At 45.9% G+C, this 26599-nt stretch carries 21 protein-coding genes and 1 other annotated feature; of the genes, 18 read left to right on the forward strand and 3 right to left on the reverse strand.

Going from position 1 to position 26599, the window contains the following annotated elements; all coding sequences use genetic code 11:
- The first annotated feature begins 152 nt into the window (after positions 1-152).
- The 9 genes from hemA (at position 153) to hemG (ending at position 10283) form a co-directional block, all read left to right on the forward strand.
- Positions 153-1556, forward strand: coding sequence for a glutamyl-tRNA reductase (hemA, locus tag AC58PQ_RS15500; RefSeq protein ID WP_497243016.1), 1404 nt, complete (start codon positions 153-155; stop codon positions 1554-1556).
- A gap of 32 nt (positions 1557-1588) precedes the next feature.
- Positions 1589-2419, forward strand: a complete 831-nt coding sequence (locus AC58PQ_RS15505) for a cytochrome C assembly family protein (RefSeq protein ID WP_497242945.1) — start codon at positions 1589-1591, stop codon at positions 2417-2419.
- Positions 2410-3153 (forward strand): precorrin-2 dehydrogenase/sirohydrochlorin ferrochelatase family protein, encoded by a 744-nt coding sequence (locus AC58PQ_RS15510; protein WP_497243018.1) that lies wholly within the window; start codon positions 2410-2412, stop codon positions 3151-3153. Before AC58PQ_RS15505 ends, AC58PQ_RS15510 begins: the two co-directional genes overlap by 10 nt.
- 13 nt (positions 3154-3166) lie before the next feature.
- Entirely contained in the window at positions 3167-4111 is a 945-nt protein-coding gene (gene hemC / locus AC58PQ_RS15515) for a hydroxymethylbilane synthase (RefSeq protein ID WP_497242947.1), read from the forward strand.
- On the forward strand, positions 4111-5661 hold the full coding sequence (gene cobA, locus AC58PQ_RS15520; protein WP_497242949.1) for a uroporphyrinogen-III C-methyltransferase: 1551 nt from the start codon (positions 4111-4113) through the stop codon (positions 5659-5661). Before hemC ends, cobA begins: the two co-directional genes overlap by 1 nt.
- On the forward strand, positions 5658-6650 hold the full coding sequence (gene hemB / locus AC58PQ_RS15525) for a porphobilinogen synthase (RefSeq protein WP_497242951.1): 993 nt from the start codon (positions 5658-5660) through the stop codon (positions 6648-6650). The genes cobA and hemB overlap by 4 nt, the downstream gene beginning before the upstream one ends.
- 159 nt (positions 6651-6809) lie before the next feature.
- Positions 6810-7874, forward strand: a complete 1065-nt coding sequence (hemE, locus tag AC58PQ_RS15530; protein ID WP_497242953.1) for a uroporphyrinogen decarboxylase — start codon at positions 6810-6812, stop codon at positions 7872-7874.
- Position 7875: 1 nt separating this feature from the next.
- The gene (gene hemH, locus AC58PQ_RS15535) at positions 7876-8823 is read left to right on the forward strand and encodes a ferrochelatase (protein WP_497242955.1); all 948 of its coding nucleotides are present in this window, start codon (positions 7876-7878) and stop codon (positions 8821-8823) included.
- On the forward strand, positions 8820-10283 hold the full coding sequence (gene hemG / locus AC58PQ_RS15540) for a protoporphyrinogen oxidase (protein ID WP_497242957.1): 1464 nt from the start codon (positions 8820-8822) through the stop codon (positions 10281-10283). Before hemH ends, hemG begins: the two co-directional genes overlap by 4 nt.
- Here the strand turns inward: hemG and AC58PQ_RS15545 are convergent, their stop codons facing one another.
- Positions 10284-10943 carry a Crp/Fnr family transcriptional regulator gene (locus AC58PQ_RS15545; protein ID WP_497242959.1) on the reverse strand — a complete coding sequence of 220 codons (660 nt, stop codon included), beginning with the start codon at positions 10941-10943 and terminating at the stop codon, positions 10284-10286.
- A gap of 81 nt (positions 10944-11024) precedes the next feature.
- Here AC58PQ_RS15545 and hemL point away from each other — a divergent pair, with 81 nt between their 5' ends.
- A complete protein-coding gene (hemL, locus tag AC58PQ_RS15550; RefSeq protein WP_497242961.1) occupies positions 11025-12323 on the forward strand; it encodes a glutamate-1-semialdehyde 2,1-aminomutase in 1299 nt (432 codons plus the stop codon).
- 57 nt (positions 12324-12380) lie between these two features.
- Here the strand turns inward: hemL and AC58PQ_RS15555 are convergent, their stop codons facing one another.
- Complete coding sequence (locus AC58PQ_RS15555) at positions 12381-13841, reverse strand: phosphodiester glycosidase family protein (protein WP_497242963.1); 1461 nt, start codon at positions 13839-13841, stop codon at positions 12381-12383.
- A gap of 265 nt (positions 13842-14106) precedes the next feature.
- On the opposite strand from AC58PQ_RS15555, the gene AC58PQ_RS15560 reads away from it, so the two are divergent.
- The 7 genes from AC58PQ_RS15560 to AC58PQ_RS15590 all read left to right on the forward strand — a co-directional run bounded on the left by AC58PQ_RS15560 (position 14107) and on the right by AC58PQ_RS15590 (position 24894).
- Positions 14107-14994, forward strand: coding sequence for an RluA family pseudouridine synthase (locus tag AC58PQ_RS15560; protein WP_497242965.1), 888 nt, complete (start codon positions 14107-14109; stop codon positions 14992-14994).
- Between the two features lie 120 nt (positions 14995-15114).
- Entirely contained in the window at positions 15115-16188 is a 1074-nt protein-coding gene (locus AC58PQ_RS15565; RefSeq protein WP_497242967.1) for a LysM peptidoglycan-binding domain-containing protein, read from the forward strand.
- 640 nt (positions 16189-16828) lie between these two features.
- Positions 16829-17422 (forward strand): hypothetical protein, encoded by a 594-nt coding sequence (locus tag AC58PQ_RS15570; RefSeq protein ID WP_497242969.1) that lies wholly within the window; start codon positions 16829-16831, stop codon positions 17420-17422.
- Positions 17423-17572: 150 nt separating this feature from the next.
- Positions 17573-17832: a binding site (T-box leader), on the forward strand.
- A gap of 55 nt (positions 17833-17887) precedes the next feature.
- Entirely contained in the window at positions 17888-20548 is a 2661-nt protein-coding gene (locus tag AC58PQ_RS15575; protein ID WP_497242971.1) for a valine--tRNA ligase, read from the forward strand.
- Positions 20549-20618: 70 nt separating this feature from the next.
- Positions 20619-21992 carry a bifunctional folylpolyglutamate synthase/dihydrofolate synthase gene (locus AC58PQ_RS15580; RefSeq protein ID WP_497242973.1) on the forward strand — a complete coding sequence of 458 codons (1374 nt, stop codon included), beginning with the start codon at positions 20619-20621 and terminating at the stop codon, positions 21990-21992.
- 55 nt (positions 21993-22047) lie between these two features.
- Positions 22048-23388: a UDP-N-acetylmuramate--L-alanine ligase gene (gene murC, locus AC58PQ_RS15585; RefSeq protein ID WP_497243020.1), complete on the forward strand. Its 1341-nt coding sequence runs from the start codon at positions 22048-22050 to the stop codon at positions 23386-23388.
- A gap of 162 nt (positions 23389-23550) precedes the next feature.
- Complete coding sequence (locus AC58PQ_RS15590; RefSeq protein WP_497242974.1) at positions 23551-24894, forward strand: SPOR domain-containing protein; 1344 nt, start codon at positions 23551-23553, stop codon at positions 24892-24894.
- 55 nt (positions 24895-24949) lie between these two features.
- Here the strand turns inward: AC58PQ_RS15590 and AC58PQ_RS15595 are convergent, their stop codons facing one another.
- Positions 24950-26188, reverse strand: a complete 1239-nt coding sequence (locus tag AC58PQ_RS15595) for an N-acetylmuramoyl-L-alanine amidase (RefSeq protein WP_497242976.1) — start codon at positions 26186-26188, stop codon at positions 24950-24952.
- A 164-nt stretch (positions 26189-26352) separates the two neighbouring features.
- On the opposite strand from AC58PQ_RS15595, the gene AC58PQ_RS15600 reads away from it, so the two are divergent.
- Positions 26353-26595 carry a DUF4321 domain-containing protein gene (locus tag AC58PQ_RS15600; RefSeq protein ID WP_497242978.1) on the forward strand — a complete coding sequence of 81 codons (243 nt, stop codon included), beginning with the start codon at positions 26353-26355 and terminating at the stop codon, positions 26593-26595.
- Positions 26596-26599 lie beyond the last annotated feature (4 nt).

A 26599-nucleotide genomic window follows, 5' to 3' on the forward strand; every position in this document is an offset into this window, starting at 1 on the left:
ATTCTGGCTGGCTTTAGGTATAGAGAAACACAGAGCTGTTAAAACTAACGAACAGAACCAAAGCATTCATAATTTATTCAAAAATTTTGTCGGATTGTATGTTTTGCTGTGCTATAATGGTTCATAAATAGAAGGAAAGGCAGGTGGTAACGGTGCATATTATCGCAGTTGGCTTGAATTATCGGACAGCCCCGGTGGAAATTCGTGAGAAGTTTGCGTTTACAGATCAAGATTTACCGATGGCAATCGCTGAATTGAAAGAGACGAAGAGTATTTTAGAATGTGTCATTGTTGCCACCTGCAATCGCACCGAAATTTATGCCGTCGTGGATCGGCCTCAGCTGTGCAGTCATTACTTGACTCATTTTATTGAGCGTTGGTTTCAAGTGACGAAGGATCAGTTCCAGAAGCATTTATATACGTATGAAAATGAAAAAGCTATTGAGCATTTGTTCCGTGTAACAACCGGGCTTGACTCGATGGTCATTGGTGAAACTCAGATCCTTGGCCAAGTGCGGGATGCTTTTTTAGCGTCCCAACAATTGAAAGCTACAGGATCTTATTTCAACACATTGTTTAAACAGGCGATTACACTTGCTAAGAAAGCACACTCAGAGACGGGCATCAGCAATAATCCAGTCTCGATTAGCTATGCAGCCGTAGAACTCGGAAAGCGGATTTTCGGAAGTTATGTGAACAAGACCATCATGATTATTGGTGCTGGTAAGATGAGTGAGTTAACCGTGAAGCATTTGTATGCGAATGGCGCGAACAAAGTTATCGTTGTGAATCGCACGTTGGAAAGGGCCTTGGACTTGGCATGTAAATTCAACGGTGTGGCTTGTACACTAGAGGAAATGCCTAAGTATTTACCTGAGGTGGACATCATCATCAGCTCGACGGGTGCGCCAGGGTATGTTCTGACTAAGAACGATATTCAGTCCTATGTGCAAAAAAGAAAATCACGTCCGCTCTTCATGATGGATATCGCCGTACCGCGCGATCTTGATCCGGGGATTAGCGGATTGCCTAATGTTTTCCTCTACGATATTGATGATTTGGAACATATCGTCGATAAGCATTTGCAGGAGAGAAAGAAAGAAGCGACTAAGATTGAGATCATGATCATTTCAGAAATCGGCATCTTTGAACAATGGACGAAGACACTTGGCGTTAGCCCACTGATTAGTGCTCTGCAAACGAAAGCGAATCAGATTCACGAAGAAACCATGGAAAACATGCTGAATAAGCTGACTGATCTAGAGGATCGTGAAATTAAGATCATTCGCAAATTAACGAAAAGCATTGTGAATCAAGTGTTGCGTGATCCGATCCTACGGATCAAAGAAATGGCGGGAGAGCGTCATGGCGATGATGCCCTTGAAATTTTTACGAAGCTTTTCGCATTAGAAGATACGCTTAAACAACAAGAACAGGCAGATCAAATAGCACAAGAGCTAGAGTCTGGCTTTAACAAAGTGGAAAGTAAACAATCGTTGGATGAGAAGTTGTCCGTTCGTGGTTTACAAAACGCGGATATTCTAGCCCCATCTTGATAAAAAGGCGCTAACCGCCTAGGAGAGGTGCCATGGTAACACGTAGCTGGTTGTTTGATGCGATGATTTATATGTATGCCCTGAGCCTACTGTTTTACTTTTCGGATTTCGCGAATGCGAGCCGAAGCGCGAAACGGATGGGGACGGGGCTGCTTTTGTTTGTATGGGTTTTGCAAACCGCTTACTTGGCTATCAGTATGTATGGTCATTTGACGGAGTGGGCTTTCGGTAGATCGGATGTTCTGTTCATGTTTTCGTGGCTAATTGTAACGATTTCGTTGATTATTAACCGCTTTTTCCGAATTGAATTGTTTGTGTTCTTTGTGAATGTACTCGGCTTTGCAATTCTCGCACTCAATATATTTGGAAACCCAAATGTCATGCCGATCAAATCTGATTGGGACATCAATGATGAGCTATTATTCATTCATATTTCATTAGCGATTGGCAGCTATGCTGCATTTTCGATTGCCGCTATCTTTTCAGGTATGTACGTTTTTTTACATAAAAGGCTAAAGACCAAAAATTTCTCTCAAGCTGTTATGAGACTCCCGTCCCTTGAGAAAATCGAGCATTATACATATTTGTCGGTCATTATCGGGGGGCCTCTACTTCTAATGGCCTTAAGTCTTGGCGTGGTTTGGGTTGTTCTTGAAGGCAATCGAAATCTACTTTATGATGCCAAAGTAATTAATTCCTTCTTTGTATTAGCAGCCTACGCGTTTTATTTATTTCAACATAAATCCATGCGGATTTCGGGCAATAAGCTAGCGATGTGGAACTTAGCGGCCTTCTGTATTGTTGTGTTGAATTTCGTTGTTTCGAACCTTGTTTCTGATTTTCATGGTTGGATATGGAGCTAAAGAGTTGGCAGTATCCGTATCCGATTATGATGAATTTAGCTGGACGCCGGTGCCTCGTTGTTGGCGGGGGGCCGATTGCGGAACGGAAGTTACGCTCGTTGCTTCAGGCAGGTGCAGAAGTGACGCTAGTCAGTCCAGAATTCACGACTGGCATCCTGGAGATGGAGCATCACGCTGAAGTGATCCTTAAGAGACAGCCCTATGACTCAGCTATATGGAAGGCTCAAGGCGAGGCACGCTATGCGTTGGTCATCGCGGCAACGAATGCAGCTCAAGTAAATAGGCAGATTGCACAGGATGCAAATGGTTATGATACGCTCGTCAATATTGTCGATAGACCCGAGATGAGCTCGTTTATTTTACCTTCCGTTGTTCGACGGGGTAAGCTGGTGATTACAGTCTCGACAGGGGGCGCTAGTCCATCAGCAGCACGGAAAATTGCCAAAGAGATCAACAAGACTTATGGCGATGAGTATGAAATCTATTTGGATTTTCTCAGCGAAACTCGCTTGTTGATTCAGAACCATGTGAAGGATAAAGAAGATAGGCAGGGCCTATTCAAAGAAATGCTGGCATGGGATCTCATACCTCTGATCCGTGAGGGTACGTTTGAAGACTGGAAACAGAAGTTTAACATCGCATTACAGAGCGCCGCTTGGATGCAAACGCAAGAGCAGGTAGAGAATGAACTGCCTTCTTGGTCTTTCATCAATGAGATTGGGCAGCACGTTTAGGAGGCGGAGACGAATGAAAACGATTATTGTTGGGACAAGACAGAGTGCCTTGGCACTGACTCAAACGGGACAAGCCGTGGAACTTTTGAAGCAACTTGCGAAAGAGCATGGCATTGAATGTCAATTTGAAATTAAGAAAATTGTAACGAAAGGCGATCGTATTCTGGACGTCACGTTATCCAAAGTCGGAGGCAAGGGCCTGTTCGTTAAGGAAATCGAACAGGCGTTGACAGACGGCGAGATTGATATCGCCGTGCATAGCATGAAGGACATGCCCTTCGAGCTACCCGAAGGTCTCGTTGTAGGCGCGATTCCCAAGCGCGAGGATGCGCGCGATGCGCTGATCACGCGCGGCTACAGTTCGCTGGACGAGTTGCCGCAGGGTGCGCTCGTCGGCACAAGCTCGCTGCGCCGTGCTAGCCAGCTGCAGCATCACCGCCCGGACCTCCGGATCGAGTCGATCCGGGGCAACATTGATTCGAGGCTGCGCAAGCTCGAAGAAGAGAACTTCGATGCGATTATGCTTGCCGCCGCCGGTCTCCACCGGATCGGCTGGCAAGATCGCATCAGCGCGTACTTGCCGCCCGAGCTATGCCTCCCTGCCGTAGGGCAGGGAGCGCTGTGCATCGAGTGCCGCGGCAACGACAAGTTCGTGCTGGACTTGCTGGGCAAGTTCCAGCATGAGCCAACGGCGCTCGCGGTGCGAGCGGAGCGGGCTTTCCTCGGCAGACTCAACGGAGGCTGCCAGGTGCCGCTCGGGGCATACGCGAGCCTGAACGATACGAACAGCGGGGACGCCTCGCTGCTGACCCTCACAGGCATGGTAGGAACGCCGGATGGCGTGACCATGCTCAAGGAAACAGCTTCCGGTAACGATCCGGAAGCATTAGGTGAACTTGTCGCTTCGTTGCTCATCGCACAAGGAGCTGAAAAGATTCTAGCCGAGGTGAGGGAGTGATGGCTGTGAACAAAGGAAGAGTTTTTCTTGTTGGAGCGGGTCCTGGAGATCCTAAGCTCATCTCGGTTCGTGGCATGGAAGCGATCCAGAAAGCCGACGTTATCGTCTATGATCGTCTCGCCAATCCACGCTTATTGAAGCATCGTAGACCAGAAGCAGAACTCATCTTTGTTGGTAAGCTCCCAGATAAACATGTACTAAAACAAGAAGAAATTAATCAATTACTCGTAGATTTGGCTTTACAAGGGAAAATCGTAACAAGACTTAAAGGCGGAGATCCTAGTGTGTTCGGACGTGTTGGGGAAGAAGCTGAGCTTCTAGTTGATAACGGCATTACCTACGATATTATCCCGGGAATCACTTCGTCGATCGCTGTTCCAGCTTATGCGGGAATTCCTGTGACCCATCGCGACTTCACTTCGTCTGTTGCGATTGTTACGGGTCATGAATACCCGAATAAAACGTACTCATCCCTGAACTGGGAGCACCTAGCCAAAGCGATTGGCACGATGGTATTCCTCATGGGTGTTGCCAATCTAGAGCAAATATGCCGTGAATTGATTCGATGCGGTAAGCCGCCAGAAATGCCGGTTGCGCTAGTCAGATGGGGAACTTGGGCTGATCAAGCGACCATTACGGGAACACTTGCAGATATAACAGAAAAAGTGCGGGAAGCGAACTTCAAATCCCCAGCTGTTATTATTGTTGGTGAGGTTGTAAAGCTCCGTGAAAAGCTCGCTTGGATGGAGAAGAAACCGCTGTTTGGCAAGCGAGTGCTCGTTACGAGAGCTCGAAGTCAAGCAAGTGAACTAGTGGATCTGATCGATGATCTCGGTGGAGAGCCCGTTGAGTTCCCGGTGATTCGCTTGCAACCGCCGAGTCGCCCCGAAGCACAACTTGCACTAGACCAAGCACTAGATCATCTGCAGGAATTTGACTGGATTCTATTTACGAGTGCGAATGGCGTTGAATTCTTCTTCCGCAGATTGCGTGAGAAAGGCATCGATGTTCGTAGAATGGGGAACGCGCGTATTGCCGCTGTAGGTCCTAAGACAGCAGAAGCACTTGCAGAGCGAGGCATTATTGCCGACGTACTTCCAGCTAAATTTACGGGTGAAGGCATCTTAGATGCCATTCAAGGGGATTTGAACGCTGGTCAGAAGGTGTTGTTACCAACGGCCGATCTTGCACGCGATTACTTGCCTTCTAAACTGAAGGAGCTAGGGCTCGAAGTTACGGAAGTGGATGTGTACGAGAATGTGCTGACCACCGATGACGGAGACGAGATCATTCACCTTTTACAAAATAAAAGCATTCATATCATCACTTTTACAAGCTCATCTACCGTTACGAATTTACTCGAAGCTTTGAAGCAACTCGGTATGGAAGATCCATTATCGTTGCTGCAAGGCGTGGAGATCGCAGTTATTGGTCCCAAAACGGCAGAAACTGTTGTTGGGGCAGGTCTGTCGATGACATATATGGCTGAAGAAGCAACAGTCGCTTCTTTGGTACAAAGCATGATTCAAGGAGGCGGAAATCCATCATGAGTTTTCCAATCGTTCGTAACCGCCGCTTGCGCGGAAATGCAGCCATTCGTAATCTTGTACGTGAAAATCAAGTGACGGTTAACGATGTTGTTCAACCGATATTCGTTACTCACGGCACTAATGTAAAGTCAGAAATTGCCTCGATGCCTGGTGTGTATCATTTCTCGCTAGACCGCTTGAAAGAGGAGATTGATGAAATCACGCAGTTAGGCATTCAAGCGATTCTCTTGTTCGGTGTACCCGATTTTAAAGATGCTACAGGAACTTCCGCATTTATGGATGACGGTATCGTGCAGCAAGCTACACGTTTTATTAAAGAGCTTAACCCGAACTTGCTAATTATCGCAGATACGTGCTTATGTCAATTTACCGATACGGGTCATTGCGGCGTCATTCATCACCACCCGCTTACAGGGCAAGCGGATGTAGCGAACGATCCTTCTTTGGAACTTCTCGTTCGTACAGCCGTTTCACAAGCCAAAGCAGGTGCTGATATTATTGCTCCTTCCAATATGATGGATGGCTACGTGCAAGCGATTCGCTCTGGACTTGATGAGGCTGGATACGAGAATACGCCGATCATGGCCTATTCCGTCAAATATGCATCAGCCTACTACGGTCCTTTCCGTGATGCTGCGCATTCCACACCGCAGTTCGGCGATCGTAAAACGTATCAAATGGATCCGGCTAACAGCCGTGAAGCCCTTCGTGAAGCAGCAAGCGACGTCGTCGAGGGAGCTGATTTCCTCATGGTGAAGCCAGCGCTCGCTTACATGGATATTATCCGCATGCTGAAGGATAACTTTGACTTGCCTGTTGTCGCTTACAATGTGAGCGCAGAATACGCTATGGTGAAGGCTGCGGCGCAGCAAGGTTGGGTGAATGAAGAAGCGATTGTGATGGAGACAATGACGAGCTTCAAACGTGCGGGAGCCGATATTATCCTAACGTATTTTGCCAAAGATATCGCAAGATACCTACAAAAATAAGCTGGAACGAGAACCATTTGTCCTCTGTGATCTAATACAGAGTTCGGTGGTTCTTTTTGTCATACTTTTGTCGCAATAGGTAAGCTTACCTTGGTTGTGAGAGGGGTATAATTAGGGCATAATGGATGAGAATAGATGGAAACAAGAGGAAGGTGCCTCATGAGTTATAACGATAATTTTATTAAAGCATGCCGGAAAGAACAGGTAGACACGCTGCCCGTGTGGTATATGCGTCAAGCAGGTCGCTACGACCCAGACTACCGTAAGATTAAGGAAAAGTACTCCTTGCTCGAAATTTGTCAGCAACCAGAGCTTGCAGCTGAAGTGACGATGATGCCGATCAAAAAGCTTGGCGTAGATGCCGCGATTTTGTACTCGGATATCATGAATCCCGTGGCTTCGCTTGGTGTTGATTTTGATATTGTCAAAGATATCGGTCCTGTTATACATACGCCGGTTCGTACGGCTCAAGATGTGGAACGTCTTCGTCCTATAGATGTGGAGAAAGACTTGTCCCACATTCTACAAACGATTCGTATTTTAGACAAGGAATTGGAAGTTCCGTTGATTTCGTTCGCGGGTGCTCCTTTTACAATTGCCAGCTATTTGATTGAAGGAAGACCTTCGAAGAGCTATATTCGTACGAAGCAAATGATGTATTCGGAGCCAGCAGTCTGGTTCGCGCTTATGGATAAGCTCGGGGATATGGTGATCACGTATCTACGTGCACACATCGCCAATGGGGCGAAAGCCGTTCAAGTATTCGATAGCTGGGTGGGAGCACTCTCTCCGGCCGATTTCGACGTCTATGTGCGGCCTACGATGATGAGAATTTTCAAAGAACTGTCCGACTTGAAAGAACCGAAAATTTATTTCCCAGGCGTTAGCTCGGGTGAATTGCTTCCCTATCTGACGACGATTCAAGCGGATGTCATTGGTCTGGATTGGCGGGTACCAATTTCCGTTGGTCGCGAAAGATTGCAGAACCGCTATGCGGTGCAAGGGAACCTGGATCCTTATATTTTGACAGCGCCGATGAGCGTGATCGAAGCGCAAGCGAAAGCGATCATGGATGATGGGATGAAGCAGCCAGGGTTTATTTTCAACCTAGGACATGGTCTATTCCCAGAGGCATCGCTGGATAAATTGAAAGAATTAACAACCTTCGTTCATACGTATTCTCATTCGGTTTTAACCCAGCAAGCAGGAAAGAGTGGTGTTTAATATGAGCCAAAAGCGCATTGGTGTCTTAGTCATGTCGTACGGTACGCCGGAAAGCTTGGATCAAGTTGAAGCGTATTACACACATATTAGACGGGGCCATCCTCCTACACCTGAACAGTTGCATGAATTAACGACGCGCTATGAAGCCATTGTTGGCGGCTTCTTCCCGCTGCGTGAAAATACGAATAAGCAAGTTAAAGGGCTTGAGGCTACTTTGCGTGCTGAGCACCCTGAGCTTGAATTCGTCTGCTACCAAGGTCTTAAGCACGCTCAGCCTTATGTAGAAGACGGTGTTGAGCAGATGGTTAAGGATGGCATCACAGAGGCTGTAGGGATCGTTCTAGCGCCTCACTACTCGACGATGAGTGTCGGTGGCTATGTGAAGAGAGCCAAGGATAAAGCAGACTCGCTAGGTCTTAACATGACTTTCGTTCTGGATTATCATCTGCATGCGAAGCTGTTGGATGCCTTGCAAACTCGTGTAGAGAATGCTTTGGGGAAATTTGCGGAAGCGAATCGTGATAACGTGCGAGTTATCTTTACCGCACACAGCTTGCCAGAGAAAATTCTGGAGATGAAGGATCCGTACCCGGATCAATTGCTGGCTACGTCCAAAGCACTTGCTGAACGCGTGGGTCTTACGAATTGGCAGTTTGGTTGGCAGAGTGCGGGACAGACGGCTATGCCTTGGTTAGGCCCGGACATTCTGGACGTCATTCGTACGATTAAGCAAGAAGAAGGCGTGGATCAGATTCTACTATGTCCAATCGGTTTCGTTTCCGATCATTTAGAGGTTCTTTATGATATAGATATCGAAGCGCAAGCGTTGGCGAAAGAGCTAGGCGTACATTTGGAACGGACAGAGTCGCTCAATACCGATCCCCTTTACATGGAAACCTTAAGTGATGTTGTCTACAAGAAATGGCAAGAGACAGCGAGTTCAAGATGAGTACTGGGGTGCCTCATTATATGATTATTGGCGGAGGTATTACTGGGCTAAGCGCTGCTTTTTATTTGAAAAAACGGATGACGGAGACGGATGGCAGTGCCCCCTTCCGCATTTCTGTCGTGGAGAAATCACCTTCGTTTGGCGGGAAAATTCATACGGTTGTGCGTGATGGTTTTGTCATCGAAAAGGGGCCAGATTCTTTCCTTGCCCGCAAACGCCCGATTATTGATTTGGCGTATGATCTTGGCATGGAAAACGAGCTGACGGGTACGAATCCGAAAGCCAAGAAAACCTTCATTGTTCGCGGGAGAAAGCTGCACCGCATGCCTCCTGGTTTGGTCCTAGGGATTCCGACACAAATGACACCTTTTATGAAGACAGGCCTTATTTCACCAGTGGGCAAGCTGCGAGCTGCTTTGGATCTGATCTTGCCGAAGCGAGATATCGCTGAAGATGAGTCGCTTGGACATTTTCTTGAGCGTCGACTCGGTAAGGAAGTGCTCGAGCGCATTGTTGAGCCGCTGCTTGCAGGGATTTACGCGGGAGATACATATAAGCTGAGCTTGAAAGCCACATTCCCACAGTTTCGCGCTATGGAACAGAAGAATCGCAGCTTAATTCTGGGGATGATGGCGAGCCGCAAGAATGTGACCGAGGAAAGCGCGCATTTGCCTGCGGCTGTTCGCAATTCGGTGTTTGTGACGTTTAAGCGAGGGCTTGGGTCGTTAGTGACAGGATTAGTTGACGCTTTGAGTACGGTGGATTTACGTGCGGGTGTTGGTATTGTCTCCGTGCGTAAAATAGGGGACGGACAAACAGAGGTTACATTTGATGACGGTCATCGTGAGATCGCCCACGGGATCATTGTGACGACGCCTACGTATCAAGCAGCTAAGCTGCTTGCGGAGCTTCCGGCAGCAAGCAAGCTTGCGAAGATTGACTATATATCAGTAGCCAATGTGATCATGACTTTCGAACGTAAAGATATCCCGTTTGAACTGGATGCCTCCGGTTTCCTTGTACCTAAGCATGAAGGATATACCATTACGGCCTGTACCTTAACCTCAGCCAAGTGGCTGCATACTGCGCCTGAAGGCAAGGTACTGCTGCGCTGTTACATAGGTCGTTCTGGCGAGCAAGATTGGCCGGCATGGTCCGATGAACAATTAATAAGTAAAGCACGACATGATATTAAGGATTTACTTGGAATTACGGCTGAACCAGGATTCGCTGAAGTGACGAGGTTGATGCATTCGATGCCGCAATACCCTGTAGGTCATTTAGAGGAGATTGCTCATTTCAAAAAAGAACTTACTGCAGCAATGCCGCGAGTTCTCGTCACAGGTGCAGGATTTCATGGCGTAGGACTGCCCGATTGTATAAGGCAAGGAAAAGAGGCTGCGGATCAGCTAGCGGAGCTCGCCTTTGCACAGAAGTTACAGGATGTAATAGTAAGCTGATTACCGCAGCTTAGTCAGATCCAGCGTGAATTCAGAAGAAGATATCTTCAGAATTTGCTTCTCTTCTAGATCACGAATGACCTGCATGAGCGTTGATTTCTGAACACCAGCTAGCTGTGAAATTTCATCATAGCTCAGTACAAGCTTAATGATAATCGAGGTTCCTTTTCGTAATCCGTGTGAATTGGCCATCTTGATCAAGCTCTTGATGACGCGTGTTCTAGCATCTAAGAAGGTCAAATCATGGACTTGTTGATTCGTATCGCGCAGACGATTGCTAAGTTCTTGCATGATACCTAAGCTAATGTCAAAATGAGTACGGAGCAAGTCAAGGAAGCTCTGGCCCGTTATCGTTAGCAGTATGCATTCTTCTAAGGTTTGAGCAGAAGCAGAACGAGGCTTGCCATCAATGAGGGAAAGCTCGCCGAAGCTCTCGCTGGATTTGCAGATCGACAGTATTTTCTCCTCACCTGCGTTGCTTGTCGTGTAGATCTTAACGGAGCCGCTAATCACCATGTAGAAAACAGAACCTATTTCTTTCTCTGAAAATAGGATGGTTCCCGGTTTATAAGTACGTCTTGTACATATTTGAACAACGGCGTTCAATTGATGCTCGTTTAATTGGGCGAATAAAGGGACTTTTTTGATAAGCTCTAGCATAGGTTGTACCGCCTTTGTAGGTAGTTATTGGTTAAGGTATGACTCATTTTATCACAAGATCACGTTATTGGGGGCTAAATAATGGGAAATTCGAGCAGAATCGACAAACGATCAGCGGCTGCTTTTCAAGAATCAAGAATGCTGATTCCTGGCGGTGTGAACAGTCCAGTTCGCGCCTTTAAATCGGTTGGCTTAACACCTTTATTCATGGAGAGTGGATCTGGCTCTCGGGTAACGGATATTGATGGGAATACCTTTATTGACTATGTAGGTTCATGGGGCCCACTTATCGTGGGTCATGCACATCCGACTGTTTTGGAAGCGATTCAGGCTACAGCTATCAAAGGGACAAGTTTTGGAGCTCCGACGCTGTTGGAAACAGAGATGGCGAAGCTTGTTATTGAGCGTGTACCATCCATCGATATGGTTCGGATGGTCAATTCGGGTACAGAAGCGACAATGAGTGCATTGCGATTGGCTCGTGGATTTACGAAGCGCGACAAAATTATGAAATTCGAAGGAAGCTATCACGGGCATGCAGACGCCTTGCTGATCAAGGCTGGATCGGGCGTTGCGACGCTTGGATTACCGGACAGTCCTGGTGTTCCGAGCAGTGTGGCTGCGAATACGATAACGGTTCCTTATAATGATTTGGAATCCGTGAAGCTGGCTTTTGAAAAGTTTGGTGAAGAAATCGCCGCGCTTATCGTAGAACCTATTGCAGGGAATATGGGGGTTGTTCCTCCCGCGGCAGGCTTCTTGCAAGGTCTTCGTGACATTACGAAGCAATACGGCTCTTTGCTAATTTTCGATGAGGTTATGACTGGTTTCCGTGTACATAAGAACTGTGCACAGGGTTTATACGGTGTAACGCCTGATTTAACATGTCTAGGGAAAGTTATCGGCGGTGGACTTCCTGTGGGTGCTTATGGCGGTCGCTTGGACATCATGGAACAGATTGCTCCAGCGGGTCCTATTTATCAAGCAGGTACGTTATCTGGTAACCCGCTTGCTATGGCGGCGGGCTTTGCAACATTGTCCTTGCTAGGTGAGCCGAATGTCTATGAGGAGCTGGAACGCAAGTCGGCAAGATTGGAAGCGGGCTTCGCCGCGAATGCTGCTGAGTTCGGTATTGCTAGCACGATCAATCGCGTAGGTTCGATGGTTTGTCCATTTTTCACGGAGACGGCTGTGACGAACTACGACACGGCCAAAACATCCGATCTAGGCCGATTTAATGCTTATTTCGGTCACTTGTTAGATTTAGGTGTTTCTGTTGCACCTTCACAGTTTGAAGGGATGTTTGTTTCGACCGTTCATTCCAATGAGGATATTGAAACGACGATTGACGCGCATCGCGAAGCGTTGAAACGTCTATAAGAATGAGAAAAGGGCTGCCCTCCGTAGAATATCTACGTGAGAGCAGCCCTAATTATTTTAATTTGGTTTAACTGTTGGAGCTGGAGAAACCGTAGGTACTGATGTCCCTGTTCCTGTTCCTGTTCCATTGGTTGTTGGCTTCGGTGTGGCACTCGGTACTGATGACGACGGTGTTGTTGACGGCTTCGTGCTCTCCGTTGTGTTACCATTACCTGACGTTGGTGTAGGTGTGGGTGTTGGTGTAGGGCTTGTCGAATTCGTTGGTGACCCAGTTGACGGTTTGTCGGTCGAATTCGGTTTCGAAGAATCCGTACTCGATGGTGATGAAGATCCGCCAGCTTTGCCTGCTTCGGTCGTATTTTCTGGCTTTGCAGATGGTGTAGGCGTTGCTTTCGGTGCTGGCGTAGGTAATTTCCCTGCTGCTTTTAGTTCTGCTTGTTCTTTCAAGAATTCAGGGTGAGTAGAAGCACCGCCTGCATCAATCGAAGTCAAACCAGCCCACACGTTCTTCACTTCGACTTTCTCAGGATGATCGAACACTAAGAAAGCTGAAGGTAATCGACGCTCACCATAACGGCTAGATGGTTTGGTAATGAGTGCATTATTATAAACCATCTCGGAAGATGCTCCGCCATCAAGGAATCCAGCGTTGATGACATCGTCTTCTAAGAATAGATCCTGAACTTCTTTCAGCGTAGCGCCAACACTTGAAGTTTGACGGCCATCAATGACGATAAAGATAACCGTACCATCTGCTTTTTGGCCAACCGCGGTACGCGGTGCGCGTCCCCATCCGCCATCACCGCTTGTAATAAGCGGTTTACCGTTCGCGATGACACGCGGGTAGAAGGAAACGGCTTCGGATACGCCGAGTTTCAGTAATTCGTTAATCGTATACTTACCGATAATGAGTGTTCCTTCCTTCGTGAAACCGACGATTTGTTGCGGGTTGCTTCCTTCTTGGTCGGTATAAAGAATTTCACCACCGGACATAATAGCACCGATTGGGGCAAATCCGTTTCCAAGGCCGTCAGGATCATTGAATCCTCCGCCATTCACGCCGGCAACGGCTCCCGTTCTCTGAACCATGGCTGTAATTCGTTCTCCCTCACCTTGTTTAGCGGGAACGACAACACGAATGGAACGTGGGTCATATACATACATCCGTTTACCCTTCCATAGGGTGCCTGAAATGTCTTCTACCTTAACTAGGCTCTCGATAGGGCGATTTGTATTAAATTGTACAGCCTCAAGATCTTGTTTTTCGATGGAGTTGACTTCGGTTAAATTCTGCATTTCAAGAACCATTTGATCTCGTCGTCCAGCACCTACAAAGATCCATGCCCAGTCACGATGCTGTGTGGTAATGACTGTTTTAGCCAAATACTCACGGATGTACGTTCCTGGCGGGGTTAGAAATAAAAAGCTAGAACTTAAGAATGTACATACTGCTATAACAAGTAAAGTCCGCTTCAGCCAACTATAATTTCGAAAATGATTTGCAATTGAACTACCCAATGTAAACCTCTCCTGCTCTATTAATAAATTGATAGAAAATGTCGAAAAAAATCAATACAAGACTAATAGTATCATATTTTTGCATGCAAATGGTAATGGTAATTGTTAAAATAAAGTGTACATAATCCCTCTTAAATTAAGGAGTCCGTTCTTTTATGAAACGTTATTACTTTTTTGATTTTCCGATCGACCTCATGGCGATTGTTTTTGTATTTCTACTTGTTCTGCTAGCAATCTTCCTATCTTTTCGCAAAGGCAGAGAATCATGATCAATTGGTCACGTAATGGTGAATGGTTGGTGCTGCCCCTTCCAAATGAACATTGGAAACCGCTTAAGCCGGGTGCTGTCGAAGAAATATCGGCGTTCTTGCCTGTACCTCGTAAATTTTTTCTGCGCTTAGCTTCACAGGGGCTAATTCGTGTAGAAGGTGATACGATTCGGCTAAAGGTGTTTCCTCAGGAAAAGGCGGCGTTTAATCCTGAGTCCTATAATTTAGACGTTCTATTCGAGGATGAGTTCACTTTAGTCGTTAACAAACCAGCTGGAAAGTCTGTCCATCCGGCAGAAGTCGGCCAAGGTGGCACGCTTGCTAACGCAGTAGCTTACTATTATGAAGAGACTGGACAAGCCTGTGGAATTCGCCATATTCATCGCTTAGATCAAGATACGACAGGCGTTATTCTTTATGCCAAAAATGAGTGGGCGCAGGTCCTATTGGATGAAGCCATGCGAGAGAAGCAAATTGATCGACGCTATGTAGCGCTGGCTCAAGGTATTTTTAAAGAGAAGGAAGGATGGATCGATGAACCGATCGGCAAGGATCGCCATCAGTCAGGTAAGCGAAGAGTGGCACCCAATGGGGATCAGGCGCTTACACACTATCGTGTTCTTCAACAAATGAAAGCGGGAGCACTCGTGGAAGTAGAGTTGGAGACGGGCAGAACGCATCAGATCCGGGTCCATCTGAGTCATTTAGGGCATCCATTAGTAGGAGATACCTTATATGGAGGTTCTTCACGTTTGTTTCATCGACAAGCCCTTCATGGTGAACGACTTCTATTTAAACATCCAATTACGCAAGATGAGGTTGTTGTTCATGCGCCTTATCCATTAGATTTCAAGGAATTACTGGAACAGCTGTCGGAGAAATAATAAAAATGTAGTCATGCCTGGCCTCCTCCACCCATATACTTTTAGAGACAATCAAGTATATCACCCAACAATTCGGAGCAGATTGACGTTTCGAATTTACGGAAGGGAGGAAACATTTCGGTGTCTGAACAACAACCAGGGTTACGATTTGATATTTATGAACGTGTTCATTTGCAGGAGAATTTGGCGGCGATACAAGAGTTGAATGAAGTAGAATTGCTTCCGCATATTCAAGTACTAACGCTGGATGATCAAGCGATCTTAAAGGGGAATTTACTACTTACGGGTAACTACTTTAGTGAAGAAGGCGGCAGCCCTCGCACACTTGAGCATTTGATTCCTGTCGAAATCACGCTGCCGTTGAATCGCATTCATCGTGTAGAGGATATTCAGGTGGAAATCGAGAACTTTGATATCGACCTCTTATCGGCTCGCAGCTTGAATGTAACGGGGGTTCTTTCCCTGCAAGGTGTAGAAATGGTTTCTGCGCCGCAAGAAAGCTGGCGGGAGGAAGAAGAGGTTACTTTTGTACATCAGGTTGAGTATCCACGCTCCGAGCCTGTCATTCCGTATGCACAGGCACCAGTACAGTTTGAACCAGCAGTTCAAGAGCCTCAGGTGCAACAGGTGATCCAACCACCGCCGGCACCAGTTCTTCCTACGCCGCTTCCTACACCATCTCCAACCCTGATTGCAGCTGTACCTGAACCAGCGGTTATCGCGGCTCAACCAGTCTCTCATGGCGATGACTCGTTCGGTATAGAAGTGGAACAGATCGAGCTGAAGGTAACCCCGCATGCCGATAGCACCGTTGTTACCGAGGAGAAAAAGGAGCTTAAAGTTGCCTTTGGCAAGAAGGCAGCGGACGCCGTGGAGGTTAGCCCGTATGGTATCAAATCGTTATTATCAAAGGCAGGCTCGTATCTTTCCGACAAGCGGATTGCGGAAGCAGAGGCGAAAGCGGCTCTTGAGGCGGAATCGCGGATAGATGCGGTAGAGTGGAGACGATTATTTCTCCAGAGCAGATCGGAGTCGCAAGAGTTCAAGAAGCTCAAGTTATGTATCGTTCAGAAGGAAGACACCTTAGAATCCATTGCTAAGCGCTATCAACTGACAATTCGTGAGCTTCAACTGATGAATCGTCTAGGCGATCAAGATATTGTAGTGGGTCAAGTTATTTATTTGCCCAAATAAATACCGATACATAGGCAAGAGCCTCTGGCTGCTATCGCGGCTGGGGGCTCTTTATGTTTTGGGGCAAGGAACTGTTCCATTTATGGGAATTGTTTAGTACGATGGAACTTAAATAATGGAATATTTTATATTTTTAATGATTATATAGAAATGGGGAGGAGTTTTGTGAAAATATTATATGTTTTAACTAATATTGCGTTTGGTGTATTGGCGATAATCCCATTAATGTATATATTGGGTATTTATTGGGAAGGAAAATTTATTTTCGGGAACATAATTCCATTATTTGTATTTTTAATAGTATGGTATTTGATAAATTTAATTTTGATAAATAAAATAACTCGGAATACAGCTATCTATTTTATATATAGTTTTTTGATTGTATTATCTGTAGGCTCGGTACTGTGTTTAATTATTTATACTTTAAGTTTTCTTACTTTCTCTCCTTAAGAAAGCCATTTATTCAAGAATTGATTTTATTAGTTTAAGAACTTAGAAAGGGGATGTTATCGTCATAAAAATAAATTGGTTAATTGTCACAGGAAGAATATTAATTATTATTTCAATTGTTCCTATTTATTTAGTGTTTCAAGAACTCCTATTTGAGGTTTTTATTAATTCTAAATATGAAATTAAGAGTTTGAGCACGATCAAATATAATGAAGATTTTGAACTGAATGGTAAACAGATCCGTATAGCTGATGACTATATGGGACTAATTCAAGAAAAAAAACCAACCAAGTATGAAGACGTGAGAAAAGAAGGTATTATTCAAATTAGTATCAATAATCATAATTATACTTTCAATTCATTAGCAATGATTCGCCCATATCAGAGTGATGAAAATCGCTATTGGTCTTGGTTAAATATCGTTCGAGTTACACATAAGAGCAGCGGGCTTGATGAATTTGCGATCATCCAGCGAATTTCAAAAAATACGGCAGGTCTATATCAATTACATGATTATAGGTCCTACAAATGGAGAATCTTGCATATCTATTCGGATGGAAAATTGCAAGAAGAAGTGTTTACATATAACACGAGAACATTTCCACTGTTAAGAACGAAATTAATAATGGCAGGATATGTTTCAAGTGTACCGATCGGTTATCTTTTTAATATAATGGAATATGTGTGGAGTTTCTATTTTCCAATATTATCTCCAATAGCAAGTGGAATAATTGGTTTTATTTTACTTAAAATTGGTGCGAAACGAAAAGAAATTTATTACTGATATCGTTTGATAATTATTTCATATTAGTGAGTATTTGGAACAGTAATTTGACATTTACTAAAAAATAAACATGTACAATAGGTTTAAATTATTGACTATATGTCGATAATTCGATATCATATAGTGTAAATCATTTTCAAATCAACATATGGAATTGCAAGGATAGGGAGTAGTAGTCGGAACGCCCTTCAGAGAGTGGAACTGCAGCGCTGAGAGGTTCCTCAGGATACATCCGATCGAAGTCGCCCTGGAGCAGTAAATGTGAGTGCAATTGTCGAGATTTCATCTCGCATGCAGTAGCATTTTCCGGTCGCAGCCGTTATCTGTTTTAAGTGTCATGTTATTTGCCATTGGGGCAAGTCGCATGAAATGAAGGTGGTACCACGGAAGCTATACCTTTCGTCCTTTTTTGGGCGAAAGGTTTTTTTGTGTTTATAACAACTAGCCAGATATGGAGGTACTCTCATGACCGAAACCAAATTACAAACAGAAATGCCTACCACGTATGACCCGAAAGAAGCGGAGCGTAAATGGTACGACTACTGGATCAAGAATGAATTTTTCAAAGCAGGCAACCGTCCTGACGCGGAAACTTACACGATCGTGATACCGCCTCCGAACGTAACGGGTATGCTACACATCGGGCATGCACTTGATTTTACATTGCAAGATATTCTGATTCGTACGAAGCGTATGCAAGGCTTTGACACCCTGTGGCTGCCTGGTTCTGACCATGCGGGTATTGCAACACAAACGCGTGTAGAGCAGAAGCTTCGCGAACAAGGACAAACACGTTATGATCTAGGACGCGAAAAGTTCTTGGAGAAGGTCTGGGAGTGGAAAGAATTATATGCGGATACCATTCGCGAGCAATGGGCCAAAATGGGCTTCTCACTCGATTATTCGCGTGAACGATTCACACTGGATGAAGGACTATCGCAAGCGGTTCGTGAAGTTTTCGTAAGCTTGTATGAAAAAGGCCTGATTTATCGCGGCAACTATATTATTAACTGGGATCCGGCAGCACGCACGGCTCTTTCGGATATTGAAGTGGAGTACAAAGAAGTACAAGGTGCGCTTTATCATTTGAAATATGAGACGACTGACGGATCAGGTTCGATCGTAGTTGCTACGACGCGTCCTGAAACGATGCTAGGCGATACGGCGGTTGCTGTTCATCCGAAGGATGAGCGTTACAAGCACCTCATCGGAAAGAGCTTGCTGCTGCCGATTGTAAACCGTGAGATTCCGATTATTGCCGACGATTATGTTGAAAAAGAGTTTGGCAGCGGCGCGGTCAAAATCACGCCGGCGCATGATCCGAACGATTTTGAAGTAGGAAAACGTCACAACCTGCCGCAAATTCTTGTTATGGACGAAACCGGAACGATGAACGCGAATGCGGGCCCATATCAGGGGCAAGATCGTTTCGATTGCCGTAAGCAAATCGTTGCTGATTTGAAAGATCAAGGTGTTCTGATCAAAATCGAAGAGCACGTTCACCAAGTTGGACATAGCGAGCGTAGCGGTGCTGTGATTGAGCCTTACTTGTCCACGCAATGGTTCGTCAAAATGCAGCCGCTTGCTGATCAAGCGATTAAAGCGCAACAATCAGGCACTGGTGTTAATTTTGTACCAGATCGCTTTGAGAAAACATATTTGAATTGGATTGAAAATGTACGTGACTGGTGTATTTCCCGTCAGCTATGGTGGGGACACCGAATCCCAGCATGGCATTGTGCGGATTGCAGTCAAATCACTGTTACCCGTGAAGATGCTTCAGCTTGTTCGCATTGCCAAAGTACGAATCTTAAACAAGATAATGATGTACTTGATACATGGTTCAGCTCAGCGCTATGGCCTTTCTCCACATTAGGGTGGCCGAATGATTCCGAGGATATGAAGCGTTTCTATCCTACAAGTGTACTCGTTACTGGCTACGATATCATTTATTTCTGGGTAGCTCGGATGATTTTCCAAGGACTTGAATTTACGGGACAAATTCCGTTCAAAGATGTGCTCATGCACGGTCTTGTTCGCGATTCCGAAGGCCGCAAAATGTCCAAATCGCTCGGTAACGGGGTTGATCCGTTGGAAGTTATCGAGAAATACGGTGCAGATGCCATGCGCTATATGATTTCGACAAGCAGCACACCTGGGCAAGACTTACGCTTCCGTTGGGAGCGGGTTGAGCAAGCTCGTAATTTTGCCAATAAGATTTGGAACGCATCCCGATTCGCTCTGATGAATTTGGAAGGCGTAAACGCTGCTGATATTGATTTGACAGGTTCGCTGGGAACGGCTGATCGTTGGATTTTACATCGTTTGAATGAAACCGTTCGTGACGTGACTCGTCTAATTGATAGCTATGAGTTCGGCGAAACAGGCCGTCTTCTCTACAATTTCATTTGGGATGATCTTTGCGATTGGTATATTGAGTTCAGTAAATTGAGCTTGTATGGTACCGATGCAGCGGCCAAAAAGCAGACACAATCGGTTCTAGCTTATGTACTAGATCAAACACAGCGTTTGATTCATCCGTTCATGCCGTTCATTTCGGAGGAGATCTGGCAGCATTTGCCGCATGTGGGAGATACGATTACACTGGCGGCTTGGCCGACAGAGAACGCAGCCTTCGAAGCGCCTGATGCGATTCGTGAGATGGAGCTTTTGATGGAAGCGATTCGTTCCGTTCGTAATATCCGAGCAGAAGTGAATGTGCCGATGAGTAAGAAAGTGGAGCTCCTTATTAAACCGGCTAGTGCAGAGACACAGGACATTCTCCGCAAAAATGAGGAATACCTGAAGCGCTTCTGCAACACGTCCATGCTTGAAATCGACCTTACAATGGCGGCACCGGACAAAGCGATGACGGCAATTATCACAGGAGCTGAGCTGTACCTACCGTTAGCAGGCCTGATCGATATTACGCAAGAGCTTGCACGTTTGGACAAAGAACTGCAATCCTTACATGGTGAGGTTGAGCGTATTGAGAAGAAGCTGGGCAATGAAGGCTTTGTGGCTAAAGCACCTGCTAAAGTTATCGAAGAAGAGAAAGCCAAGCTTGCCGATTATGCGGATAAACGGGATAAAGTTATCGCTCGATTAGCGGAGTTAAAGGCATAAGGATTGCAAATTATACGATCGCCTAGGTTCGTCTACAAGGTGATTCATATAGTAAAAGAGGATGAGAACAATGGATGAAATCAAGAATACTGTCGGTGAATTTCAAACCGCACAGGAAGCCATTGATTGGATCGTAGGACGGATGGAGAAGCTCGGTATGAAGCCGGGCCTCCAACGTATGCAGCTATTGATGGAAAAGCTGGGACACCCTGAACGCAGGCTGAAGTTCATTCATGTGGCCGGTACGAATGGAAAGGGCTCAACATGCGCTTATCTAGCTTCTGTGCTTCAGGCGTGCGGCTATGATGTAGGCACGTTTACGTCGCCGTATTTGGTGAGGTACACCAACCGTATCCAAGTGAATGGTGCTGACATTGCGGATGACGTATTGCTGCGTTTAGTGAATGATATGAAGCCGATTGTCGATGAGATTGCAGCAACTGAGGTTGGCCCGCCAACGATGTTTGAAATTTCGACTGCACTGGCGATTCTTTACTTTGGTAAAGTGGCGTATCCCGATTATGTGGTATGGGAAACAGGACTCGGGGGAAGGCTGGATAGCACGAATATCGTGAATCCAATCGTTACCGTGATTACGAATGTCGGCCATGATCACATGGATATCCTGGGTGATACGCTCGAGCTCGTAGCAGCTGAAAAAGCAGGTATTATTAAAGCAGGAGTTCCTGTCATAACTGCAGTTGAGCCTGCGGCAATTTGGAGCGTTATCGAACAAACGGCGAAGGCGAAGAAAGCCACGCTTTACTCACTTGGCGATCAATTCACGTTGACTGAAGTGAACAGCGAACTAGATCGTCAAAGCTTCCAGTTTAACGGACCTTTTCGACCTATTCCGGATCTGTCCATCACGTTGAACGGTGAGCATCAATTGAAGAATGCGGCCGTAGCGGTCATGACACTTGAGGTGATCCGTCAATATTACGCCACGATTGTGGAGGACATTGATTTGCAGAAAGGGCTTGAGGGAACCAAATGGGCAGGTAGGCTGGAAATGGTTTCACAAGAGCCGCGGATCCTTCTCGATGGGGCTCATAACCCAGAAGGGGCTGCCACACTGGCTGCTGCACTTCAAAACGTCTATAGCTATAAGAAGCTTCATATGATGATTGGAATGCTAGCGACGAAGAATCATACAGGCTACTTAAGGCATATACTACCATTGGTGGATACGCTCATTATTACGGAAGCCAATTTTCATAAAAAAGGGGATGCTTCCCTGCTCGCTGAAATCGCAAGTGGTCTTCTTCGAGAGATGAATCGTGAGGTTGACATTGTTGTAGAACGCGATTGGAAGCAAGCTTTAACCTTATTAACAAATAGAACTGAGCAGGATGATCTGGCGGTCGTATCCGGCACGCTGTATTTAATCTCTGATGTTCGTTCTTGGATAACCTATCAAACCGATTCTGAAAAAGGATGGTGAGAACAGCGTGAGTCAAGCAGAACACGTACATTTTATAGGAATCGGCGGATACGGCATGAGTGCCATTGCCAAAGTCATGCTCGAGATGGGATACCGTATTTCGGGATCAGACCTAGCACAGCAAGAGCTTACAGATAAACTGAAAGCTAAAGGTGCCAGGGTGTTTATTGGCCATGAGGCGAATAACGTATCAGGAGCCGATTTGGTTGTATATTCAACGGCGTTATCCAAAGACAATGTGGAAATGCAAGCTGCAGAGCAATTGAACATTCCCATTATTCATCGTTCGCAAATGTTGGGAAGGCTGATGAACGAACGCAAAGGGATTGCCGTTGCAGGTGCCCACGGTAAGACAACAACTTCCTCCATGATTGCTTTGGTGATGGAGATTTGCGGCATAGATCCAACGTATATTATCGGTGGAGAAATCATGAATGTAGGCAGCAATGCCAAAGCTGGCAAAGGTGAGTACGTTGTTGCGGAAGCGGATGAGAGCGATGGAACGTTCCTGCAATATCACCCAACCCTCGCGTTAGTCAACAATATCGAAGCCGACCATTTGGAAAATTATAATGGCGATTTCGAAAATTTGAAAAAAGCATACAAACAATTTTTAAGCCAAGTAAGACCTGGTGGAAAAGCGATTGTCTGTCAGGATGATGAATTCCTGCGGGAAATGATTCCGGAAATTCAAAGCCAAGTGATTACGTATGGTATTGAGACGGAAGCGGATTATATTGCACGTGACATTTCACTTGGTGACCGCAAGGTTACCTTTACGGTAGAGTTCAAGGGCACTTCCTTAGGGAAAGTTAGTTTATCTGTACCAGGTAAACATAATGTTTACAACGCGCTTGCGACATTGATAACTTGCTTGGAGGCAGGTTTATCTTTCGAGAAAATAGCGGAAGCGATTCAAGAGTTTCGAGGGGCAAAGCGTAGATTTCAAGTGCTTGGTGAAGTTGAAAACATCTTGGTTATCGATGACTATGCGCATCACCCTACGGAAATTCAAGCAACGATTTCCGCAGCGAAAGCAACGAGAAAGCGCATCATCGCTGTGTTTCAGCCGCAACGGTATACGCGAACTTATTACTTGTTTGAGCAGTTTAGCCGTTCCTTCCTTGAAGCGGATGAAGTGATCATTACCGATATTTATTCACCGGCAGGTGAACAACGAATTGAAGGTGTTGACTCTGTAAAGCTAGTCGAGCTGATACGCAGCAACAGCAACCCGAATGTTCAGCATATTGCCACCCGTGAAGAGGTACTAACCTATTTGGTTGACCGCGTTCAGCCTGGTGACCTCGTCCTTACGATGGGCGCAGGTGACATCTGGAAGGCAGCCGATGGATTAGCTAAATCGCTGCGCAAGAAATACGAATCACATACGTAGAGAAAAGATCGCTGGAGCCAATGGGCTGGAGGCGGTCTTTTTTTCTAGAAACAATCATATTAAGGTTCTCTCTCTCATACTCTAGTAACAGAAGATTGGGACAAGATGATACGGCATTGTGCCTGTTTCCAACATACATGGGATGAGGAGTGTGGGAAGAGAATGAAAAAAGCTAGAATCACTTATCGATTCGACCCCAAGGAAGGGGCAGAATCAAATCGCAGAGCAGCACGGGTCCATGATCAAGAGGAGAACGTAATCCCACTCTATCAAGAAGAGTATAAAGTTATAGACGCGAAGCTAGACCGTAATTCGAAAGAAGTGACGCCGTATGAGCAAGCTGAAAGAGAGCAAGTGGAGTCCTTATTTGAATCACATTCGCTGAATACGTTTACCACTGATTTTGGAAACTGGCATAGTCAGATTGAATCAGAGGGTGAGCGTGTAGAACGCATTATTCGTGAAACGCAGATATCCCGAGAGCAGCAGAATTCCCCACAACCATCTCCAGTCCGAAAGGAAGTGGAGCCTGTGGATACTCGGGATGAATGGTCCAACTGGACACCCAAAGAGCCTTACAGAGATCCATACAGGGAGCCTGGGACGGGAGCTCGATATGCGAAATCGTCTGGTACCCCTTGGATTCGAATTGCAACATCGGTGGCTGGTGCAGTAGTAACGGGCATCGCGTTCGGTTTCTTCGTGCTCTCCATGTTCTCTTCGGATCGAGATCCGAGTGTTGCGACTGCGACCTCGAATCCTACTAAAATAACGGTGCCGTCCCCGAATACACAGGCTGCTGCAGCAACCTCCAAAACACAAACTGGCGTAGGGGATGTTGCGCTACCTGCGACATCGGTAGCTGTCACACCTGTGCAAATCCCTGCGAAATCGTATACCTTCTTGCAAAATGGCGTGTTTAGCTCCTTACAGGGAGCTCAGGCCGTACAGGATTCGCTTAGTAAGAAGGGGCTTGCATCAGCGATCGACAACTCCGACAAGCTTACTGTGTTTGTTGGCTTTGCTAAGACGAAGGACGAAGCGATTGCCCTGAGACAAGGTGTACAGGCAACGGATAAAACCATAGAGGTCTTTATGAAAAGTGTGGATTTCCCAGCGGTATCCGGGATTCGTTGGTCTGGCGCAAGGCCAGCGTCCGTGGCGAATTACATTGCTGATGGCGATAAGCTCGTGAATACGATAAGTGGATTAACACTTATCCATTTAGCAGAGACGAAGCCAACCGCGCTCACGGATGCATCCTTACAGACGATTCGTACTTCACATCAGGCACTCATTACACTAGGAACAGGACTTGCCGACGGAGCGGGTGAAGATGTAAAGCAGTCGCTGCTTAAGATGACAACAGCGATCAATCGTGCTGTCCAATCCATGGAAGAGTACAAAAAAGCGCCATCTCAAGCCCTGATGTGGCAAGCACAATCCTCTTTGATGCAGTACATTATTGCTCAGAAGGAGCTTCTCAAATTGATTAGTGTTGCTTAAATGAAAAGCCGTGTACCTGAACTCTTTATCGGAGTTGAGATACACGGCTTTCCTGTTACTTGGTGATGTATCGATCGAGCAGAGAGGCGATTTCTGCCCTTGTCATCGTTTGATCTGGCTTGAAGGTAGTGTCCGATATGCCATTGATGAAGCCTTTTTCTTTCAGCGTGTTAATGGCGGAAGCACTCCAAAGAGATTTGGGTACATCATCGAATGCTGATTGATCCGTTGATTGTTTGGTTGGCGAAGTCATTTGCAGAAGCTGATTGAATAAATAAGCAACTTCCCCGCGTGTAATGGCCTGATTAGGACGAATGGTTCCGTCCGCGTAGCCTTGAAGAAGGTTTAACTTCCCTGCTTTGGCAAAAACGGCATTGGCCCAATGTGAAGCAGGTAAATCAGAGTAGCTTTTAGCAGCAGGTCCAGTCCCGCATCCATAAACATTGGAAGTTACACTTCCGTTAGTGCTGCAGACAGAAGGCAGTTTGCTGAATGAGAATACACGATCCATCAGGGTGAGGAACTCTGCTCTAGTTAGCGCTCGGTCTGGTTCGTAATTGTTGGCAATGCCTTCGACAATGCCTTTATTCTTCATGCGTAGAACGGCAGATCTAGACCAATGTACAAGCACATCGGTAAAAAGAGGCGGTTCATAGCTAGTAATTCCATTGGCGATTCCGATCGCCATTTTGGAACGCATGGCATCGCTAGCTAGCAATGCTGCATCGCTTTTATTCGTGAGAAAGGCTGTTTCTACAAGAATGCTTGGTATTGTTCCCATTCGGGCCACATAAACTGCGCTTGGGGTTAGTCCTAAGTCTTTGGTTCCTGATTGAGCAAGTAAAGCGTCCTGAACACGCTGAGCTAGATCTTTACTGTAAGGCGTTAATTGGGTCATTGCGCTGCTCGCTGGATAATCTTCTTGCGGGTATGCGTTGTCATAGTAGAGCACCATGGTCCCATTGGCATTGCTACTCGAATGCGCATTGGCGTGAATGGATACGAATAAGTCAGCTTGCTGTTCGTTCGTGAATTCAACCCGCTGAGCGAGTGACAAGAAAGTGTCATTGGTGCGTGTTAAAATGACCTCATAACCTCGATCAAGCAAGGCTTGTCGTACCTTTAGGGTGATGTCCAAGTTGACATCGGTTTCACGGAGACCGTGGGCGCCTATTGCGCCAGGATCACTTCCGCCGTGCCCGGGATCAAGCACAACCTTGAAAGCGAATGCATGATAAGGAAACGCAATTGTGAGTAGTAATGTGAAAAAAATAAGTCTTTTAAGTAGAGTCATAGTTGAATTTACCTCCGGTAACTATAATACTAGGATTGCTCTATGCTGTAAGCAGGTAAGAATCACCATTGATTCATTGGGCGGCGCAGCCGACTATTTTGCATGGAAAAAAGAGGTGTTTCCTCGTATAATAGGCTTGTACATACATAGAGAGGATGACAGGTATGAAAAAAAACACGTTTACATTGATCATTTTTCTAATCGTCGGATTAATTACTGGGATTATTATCGGCCAGCTGCTGGCGCCCGTTCCTGCTCTCGCCTTTCTAACCAAATCAGTTGAAATTACATGGGAGCCTAAAGCAGATTTGCAAGTTGTGAAATATGAATTTGACCTTTTGGTGAAGCTAAACCTATGTAGTATTATAGGATTAGTAGGAGCCTATCTTCTATATCGGAAACTCTAGTGAG

It is taken from the genome of Paenibacillus sp. J22P143 (genome assembly GCF_059692035.1).